This is a genomic window from Cloacibacterium sp. Arc13 (genome assembly GCF_041431305.1).
Taxonomy (GTDB): domain Bacteria; phylum Bacteroidota; class Bacteroidia; order Flavobacteriales; family Weeksellaceae; genus Cloacibacterium; species Cloacibacterium caeni_B.
On record NZ_JASMRM010000006.1, the window covers coordinates 140,329 to 147,431 of the forward strand.

General features: G+C 33.7%; 7 protein-coding genes. 3 read left to right on the top strand and 4 right to left on the bottom strand.

Features of this window, described 5'->3' with window-relative positions; all coding sequences use genetic code 11:
• Positions 1-104: 104 nt before the first annotated feature.
• The 3 genes from QO190_RS06725 to QO190_RS06735 all read right to left on the bottom strand — a co-directional run bounded on the left by QO190_RS06725 (position 105) and on the right by QO190_RS06735 (position 3,615).
• The gene (locus QO190_RS06725; protein ID WP_371463359.1) at positions 105-1,385 is read right to left on the bottom strand and encodes a replication-associated recombination protein A; all 1,281 of its coding nucleotides are present in this window, start codon (positions 1,383-1,385) and stop codon (positions 105-107) included.
• Positions 1,386-1,760: 375 nt separating this feature from the next.
• Positions 1,761-2,585 carry an enoyl-ACP reductase gene (locus QO190_RS06730; protein ID WP_213195757.1) on the bottom strand — a complete coding sequence of 275 codons (825 nt, stop codon included), beginning with the start codon at positions 2,583-2,585 and terminating at the stop codon, positions 1,761-1,763.
• 58 nt (positions 2,586-2,643) lie between these two features.
• Positions 2,644-3,615, bottom strand: a complete 972-nt coding sequence (locus QO190_RS06735) for a beta-ketoacyl-ACP synthase III (protein ID WP_213195756.1) — start codon at positions 3,613-3,615, stop codon at positions 2,644-2,646.
• A 196-nt stretch (positions 3,616-3,811) separates the two neighbouring features.
• Here QO190_RS06735 and yidD point away from each other — a divergent pair, with 196 nt between their 5' ends.
• Together yidD and lgt are read left to right on the top strand one after the other, a co-directional pair.
• A complete protein-coding gene (gene yidD, locus QO190_RS06740) occupies positions 3,812-4,057 on the top strand; it encodes a membrane protein insertion efficiency factor YidD (RefSeq protein WP_069796578.1) in 246 nt (81 codons plus the stop codon).
• A gap of 28 nt (positions 4,058-4,085) precedes the next feature.
• Complete coding sequence (gene lgt, locus QO190_RS06745) at positions 4,086-4,943, top strand: prolipoprotein diacylglyceryl transferase (protein ID WP_371463363.1); 858 nt, start codon at positions 4,086-4,088, stop codon at positions 4,941-4,943.
• Positions 4,944-4,978: 35 nt separating this feature from the next.
• On the opposite strand, the gene QO190_RS06750 is transcribed toward lgt, so the two are convergent.
• Positions 4,979-6,478, bottom strand: coding sequence for an NAD(P)H-hydrate dehydratase (locus tag QO190_RS06750; protein WP_371463365.1), 1,500 nt, complete (start codon positions 6,476-6,478; stop codon positions 4,979-4,981).
• A 135-nt stretch (positions 6,479-6,613) separates the two neighbouring features.
• On the opposite strand from QO190_RS06750, the gene mscL reads away from it, so the two are divergent.
• A complete protein-coding gene (gene mscL, locus QO190_RS06755; protein WP_371463367.1) occupies positions 6,614-6,997 on the top strand; it encodes a large conductance mechanosensitive channel protein MscL in 384 nt (127 codons plus the stop codon).
• The last annotated feature ends 106 nt before the right edge of the window (positions 6,998-7,103 follow it).

Genomic DNA, 7,103 nt, shown 5'->3' on the forward strand with positions numbered 1-7,103 from the left:
CTTTATTTTATTTGGGAAAATTTTGTACACATATAGCGTTCCTACGGAACACTTCATAGAAATCCAATCTTCCATCATCTAGCTTCCAACATCAAACATCAAACCTAAAAATATTTTCCCTTCCATTTTTTCTGCAATTCTTCGCGGATTTTTCTTTCTGTAGCGTTTTCGCCAGGAACATAGAATTGAGTTCCTGAAATTTCACCGGGCAAGAATTCCTGATTTACAAAATTTCCTTCGTAAGAATGGGCATATTGATATTCTTTGCCATAATCTAAGTCTTTCATCAGTTTTGTAGGTGCATTTCTCAGATGCAACGGAACTGGCAAATTCCCGGTTTGTTTTACAACAGCAAGTGCTGCATCAATCGCTTTATAGGTAGAGTTAGATTTCGGTGAACAAGCCAAATAAACCGCTGTTTCACTCAAAATAATTCTAGATTCAGGATTTCCAATGACATTCACCGCTTGAAAGCAATTATTAGCAACCGTCAAAGCATTTGGATTCGCCAAACCGATGTCTTCAGCTGCTAAAATGAGCATTCTGCGTGCTATAAATTTCACATCTTCGCCACCTGCAATCATTCTGGCAAGCCAATACACCGCTCCATTTGGGTCAGAACCGCGCATAGATTTGATAAACGCCGAAATAATATCGTAGTGTTGTTCCCCATTTTTATCATAAAGTGCCATCGTTTCTTGCAAAACCGAAAGCACATCTTCGTTGGTGATTTCTTTTTCTTTTACATTTTTGAATTGATTGAGAACCAATTCTATAGAATTAATGAGTTTTCGAGCATCACCACCAGAATATTGAATCAGCGCTTCTTTTTCTTTGAGTGTAAAATGCGTTTGTTCTTCTTCATTGTATCTGGAAAGGGCTATTTCTGCGAGTTCTTCTAATTTTTCAAAACTTAGAGACTTCAAAACATAGACTTGTGAACGAGAAAGCAACGCCGAAACCATTTCGAAACTCGGATTTTCTGTAGTAGCTCCAATTAATACGATCCAACCTTTTTCCACCGCATGAAGCAATGAATCTTGTTGAGATTTATTAAAACGGTGAATCTCGTCTATGAACAAAATCGGTGATTTTCCCGTGAAAAGATTCTGTTTTTTGGCATCTTCTATCACCTCTCTCACTTCTTTTACTCCAGAAGAAACCGCCGAAAGCTTGAAAAATTTTCTTCCAGAAGTAGAAGATATAATTTCTGCCAAAGTAGTCTTTCCAGTTCCAGGAGGTCCCCATAAAATGAGAGAATTGAGCGTGTCATTTTCTAGCATTTTACGGATGGTTCCGTTGTTTCCAGTAAGATGTTCTTGCCCTAAAACTTCGTCTAGTGTTTTAGGTCTGAGTTTTTCGGCTAAAGGAATATTTTGGTACAATTTTTTTAGGTTTGAGATACAAATTTGAGAAAATTTTTAGGATTTTCTATTTGAATTTGATTTTAAATTCCGTTAAAGTATAAAATCTTTAAATTTTGGCTAAAGCCAATTGGAATTTTCTAAAAAAAGAAACGGGCTAAAGCCCGTTCCTATTGATATTTTTAAAATTCGCGAATTTATTCTTTTTACTATTTCTAAAATTTGAAACCTATTCTTTTTAAGAAAGTGAAAAGGAGAAAAATGGTGAAAAATAGCCGTGATGCTGCCATTGTTTGAGCTCTTTTTTTGTTTTGGCATAAGCTTTGGAAAAAAAAGCGAGTGGTTGCAGCACGAAGACAAGTGAAAAAACGCAGAAAATGTGTGCTTCTAAAAAATTTAACCCATAATGTGAAAACCACCGTCTACATGACGAATTTCGCCTGTAATTCTAATGTCTTTTCTGAATAAATGTACGACTTCATGAGCTAAATCTTCGGGATTTGCATTTCCTAAAGGGCTGATTCTATTGGCTCTTTCTACATCTTCAATTTTTAACGTCGCATTTCCTGCTTTACTTCCCATATATGGTGAAAAACGAACACAATTTGCTCTAATGCCGAAATCTCTACCTAATTCATAAGCCATTTCAATCGTCAACCTTTCTAATGCTGCTTTTGCAATACTCATATTGATATATGGAAAGAATGAAACCTTCTCTGCTGCAATGTAACTTAAAGTAACTATAGATGCTCCATTTTGTAAAACTTTGCTTTTCAATAATGCGTGAGAAAGGCTAATTAAAGAAAATGCAGACACCGTCATGGTATCATTAAATTCATCTGCTGTAACTTCCAACATGGGTTTTACAGATTTTTGACGAATGGTTTTGTCCATAGCAATTGCATGAAGGAAACCATTGAGCTTAACATTCTTTTCATTTAGAAAATCTGTGAGAGCCTCTAAACTTTCTGGCAAGGTAATATCTAATGGAAAAGTTAACACATTTTCTCCTAATAATTTTTTACAAGCATTTTCAAAGTCATTGTAAGATTTATTAAGAAAACTTTCTGCTTTTTCTGAAAGATTTTTATGAAATGGAGTTACGCCAAGACCTGTACACACTACGTTTCCGTTATTTTTGATGATTTTTTTGGCAACGTACATAGCGAGTGAATTTTCGTCTGCGATTCCTGTAATTAAAAAGGTTTGATTAGTAAACATAATAAAATAGGGGGGGGTTAGAAATAATTGATAAAATTTTTAATACACTTCTGAAATTTTAGACTTTATATAAGGCTGCTCCCCAAGTCCAACCAGAACCTACGGCTGCAAAAAGTAAGGTATTCCCTTCTTTTATTTTTCCACTTTTATAGGTTTCGTCTAAAACTATTGGGATGGTTCCCCCAGAAGTATTGGCGTATTTATCCATATTGGTCATTACTTTTTCAAACGGAATATTTACTTCTTCTGCTACTTTTTGTAAAATTCTAACGCTTGGCTGATGTGGAATCACCCAGTCAATATCATTTGCCGTTAAGTTATTATCTGCTAAAACTTCGTGAATTACTTCTGGCAATACTTTAGTCGCTGTATTAAAAACTTCTTTGCCATTCATCTGGAAATAGTGAAGCCCTTGTTTGATGGTTTCTTCACTTGCTGGAATTTCACAACCACCAGCTGGAATATTAAAATGATATTTTCCTGTACCATCTGCATGAAGTTTAAAATCTATAAACCCTTTGTCTTCAGTAGTTGCCGATAATAACACCGCTCCAGCTCCATCTCCAAAAAACACAGAATCTTTACGCGACCAATCTGTAATGCTCGAAAAAACATCTGCTCCTATCACCAAAACATTTTTATACATTCCGGTTTGTATAAATTGGCTACCAATGGCTAAACCATAAATTCCGCCCGAACAAACTGCCGAAATATCAAAAGCTACAGCATGAGGTGCATTTATTTTTTCTTGTACGAAACAAGCCGTAGAAGGCGCTTGTCTGTCTGGTGTAGAAGTAGCAACGATAATGAGGTTTACCTCTTCAGCTGTAATTCCTGCATCTTCTAATGCAATTAAAGCCGCTTTAGAAGCCAAATCGCTGGTTACTTCACCTTCTACAATCCTGCGTTCTTTAATTCCTAAATTTTTAAAAATCCATTCATCATTAGAACCTACTGCTTCAAAAAAATCATTTTTTATCACTTTTGGCGGAGTATAAGAACCCGTCCCTTTGATATACGCTCTCTTCATAATCTTATTATTTTATAAACAAATGTCATGATAAAAACTGTAAATAAAAAATATTAAGGCATTTTTTTATCATTTTAAAAATGAATAAGACAAATTTTTACAAAATTCATTGCTAATCTTCTATATTGAAATTAATAATTTAAAAATCAAGTTTCAGGAAAACTTAAAAAAAACTTACATTTGTATTTTATACCTCATGCTGAATAAAATTCTCATATTTCCGCTTATTGTATTGATAAAAATTTATCAATATGGAATTTCTCCATGGTTGGGAAAAAACTGCAGATATGAACCTACTTGTTCGCATTATACGGTGGAAGCATTAAAAGTTCACGGACTTTTTAAAGGAATTTATCTCAGTGCAAAGAGAATTTCTAGCTGTCATCCTTGGGGAGGAAGCGGTTACGATCCTGTTCCGCCCAAAAAAGAGCATCAACATTAAAAAAATACTAACAAATCAATAAAAATATATGAATTTAGCTACGCTATTATATTTCACTTGGGATCCTTCTAAAGGAATAGAAATTGGGACTTTTACCCTACATTATTACAGTTTAATGTTTGTTTTAGCCTTCGGAATTGGTTACTATTTATTTGTAAAAATGTTCAAAATAGACCACGAAAGCGAAAAAAGTTTAGACACCATTTTCACATGGACTTTAATCGGAACGATTCTCGGCGCGAGATTAGGTCACGTTATTTTCTATCAACCAGAATTATTTAAACAAGATTTCTGGAGTGTTTTCTTGCCAATTCAGACGGTTCCAGAATTCAAATTCACAGGATTTTCGGGACTTGCAAGTCATGGAGCTGCAATAGTTTTGGTAGTTTCTACCATTATTATTGCGATAAAAGTTTTGAAGAAAAATCCACTTTGGTTATTAGATCGATTGGCGATTACTGTGGCTTTAGCTGGATTTTTTATCAGAATGGGAAATTTTTTCAACTCAGAAATCGTAGGAAAACCAGCACCAGACTCACCATTTGCCGTATTATTTCCTCAACAAAGTATGGAATACGGAGAAATTGTTCCACGCTATCCTACTCAATTGTTTGAGGCATTTTCTTATTTGGCATTATTTTTTGTAATGTGGGGAATTTATCTTTACACGAAGAAAAAATACAGTCAAGGTTGGCTTTTCGGGTTTTTCTTTGCTGTACTTTGGACCATCAGATTTTTAGTAGAATTCTTAAAAGAACCTCAAGGAGAAGAAAAAATTACCCTTGGAATTCTCAATACTGGTCAGGTTTTATCCATTCCATTGGTCATTATAGGATTAGCGGTAATGCTTTATTCTAAAAATTTCAAATACGAAGACAAATTTTAACATCATAAAAAAGGGAAACAGCAAATTGTTTCTCTTTATTTTTGTAAATATTTAAAGACTTCGCCAATATGCTGAATAACATCTGAAGCAAGCATCGCTTCTTTGGAATGTTTTTCGGCGGTGAAATCCGCAGCTTTTCCATGCAGCCAAACTCCAAAAATTGCCGCATTTTCAGGCGAATAACCTTGTGCTAAAAATGAGGTGATAATCCCCAATAAAACATCTCCACTTCCACCTTTTGCCAAGCCAGAGTTTCCTGTAATGTTATAAAATACGTTTCCTTCAGGAGTGATGATTTGGGTGTGATGACCTTTGAGAACGATATAAATTTTCAAATCCTGAGCTTTAGATTTGGCTAATTCTAATCGCTCAAAAGAATCTTTGGATTCTCCAAAAAGTCTAGAAAACTCTTTAGGATGAGGCGTAATAATTGAATTTTTTGGAATTAAATTTAAATTTTCTGGATTTTTGGAAATCAAATTCAACGCATCTGCATCTAAAACCAATGGCTCATTATAATTTTTGAGAAAATGCATTAATTTTTCCTCAGTTTCGTAATCTGTTCCCAATCCTGGACCTATTCCATACGTGAAATCATTCTCTACTGTAAAATTTTTAATAAAATCTTCTCCTCCGTATAAATACATGGCTTCTGGACAAGTGGTTTGCAGAATCTCGTAACCGCATTTTGGTGCCAAAATATAAGTTAAGCCGCTCCCGGAATACAAAGCTGATTTCGTGGCCAAAACCGCAGCTCCTATTTTCCCAAAACTCCCCGCTACAATGCATGTTTTGCCATAATTTCCTTTGTGAGAAGTATCTTTTCTTTTTTTATAAATTTTTCTTACAATTTCTTCGTCTATTATATAATGTGGTGTTTCAGTATTTTCAATATATTTTTTACTGATTCCGATTTCTAAAATGTGAATTTTACCACAATATTCGCTGATTTCTGGATGCAAAAATGATTGTTTGCAGAACTGTAAAGACAAAGTTTCATCTGCTTTGAAAACGACTGCATTTTCGGCAATATTTCCATCAGCCAAAACTCCTGAAGGAATGTCGATTGCGATTTTATGAACATGAATTTGGTTGAGTTTTAGAATAATTTTGGCTACTTCGCCTTCGATTTTTCTGTTCAATCCTGTACCGAACAAAGCATCTACAATGATGGAATCTTCATTAATGAAACTCTCATTAAAATCTGTAAAATCTAGAATTCTGATTCCTAAAAATTCTTTTAATCTATGGTAATTGATTTCCGCATCTTTAGACAATTCCTTTTTCGATTTATCCATAAATACATCTACATCAAAACCTTTTTGATAAAGTAATCTAGCCATTGCGAAACCATCTCCTCCATTATTTCCATGGCCACAAAAAATAAGAATATTTTGCGTTTTAAGATACTTATGGTGAATAAAATCTGTGCAAGCCATCGCTGCTTTTTCCATTAAATGAACAGAAGCAATGGGTTCATTTTTGATGGTAAATAAATCTCCATTTTTGATTTGAGCAGCAGAAAAAATTTTCATAATTGGGATTGTCTTTTACAAATTTACAACAAAAAATAATCAATATAGAGACTGTTTTTAGCTAAATTTTTGAACAAATTTCAAAGAATGTTTAGATTAAATTTTTACATTTGTTAAAATATTAATTATAAAACTATGGGATTAATAAAAGAATTTAGAGAATTTATTGCTAAAGGAAATGCAATGGATTTAGCAGTAGGAGTAATCATAGGTGCAGCTTTCGGAAAAATTGTTAATTCATTGGTAGATGATGTCATCACTCCTGCTTTACTAACACCAGCTTTAAAGGCTGCAAACTTAGAAAAAATCCAAGAATTAAAAACTAATGGAGGAATTTTATATGGTAATTTCCTTGCTGCTGTACTCAGCTTTTTGATCATTTCTTTTGTCATCTTTTTATTAATAAAAGTGATTAATGGAATGAAAAAGAAAGAAGAACCTGCACCTGCTGCACCTGCAGGACCAACACAAGAAGAACTTTTGGCAGAAATAAGAGATTTATTAAAAAATAAATCATAATTTGAGTTGTCCTAAAAAAGGTTGACTCGTTAATAATTCAAATATAGTTAAATCGTAGCAGAATTAATTCTGTTACGATTTATTTTTTTCCATTGTTTTAAATGTA

What these genes read in the sequence shown, in the direction of transcription:
- QO190_RS06730 (WP_213195757.1), bottom strand. Translation starts at nt 2,585, where the DNA reads ATGTTTACTAATCAAACCTTTTTAATTACAGGAATCGCAGACGAAAAT.
- QO190_RS06735 (WP_213195756.1), bottom strand. Translation starts at nt 3,615, where the DNA reads ATGAAGAGAGCGTATATCAAAGGGACGGGTTCTTATACTCCGCCAAAA.
- yidD (WP_069796578.1), top strand. Translation starts at nt 3,812, where the DNA reads ATGCTGAATAAAATTCTCATATTTCCGCTTATTGTATTGATAAAAATT.
- lgt (WP_371463363.1), top strand. Translation starts at nt 4,086, where the DNA reads ATGAATTTAGCTACGCTATTATATTTCACTTGGGATCCTTCTAAAGGA.
- QO190_RS06750 (WP_371463365.1), bottom strand. Translation starts at nt 6,478, where the DNA reads ATGAAAATTTTTTCTGCTGCTCAAATCAAAAATGGAGATTTATTTACC.
- mscL (WP_371463367.1), top strand. Translation starts at nt 6,614, where the DNA reads ATGGGATTAATAAAAGAATTTAGAGAATTTATTGCTAAAGGAAATGCA.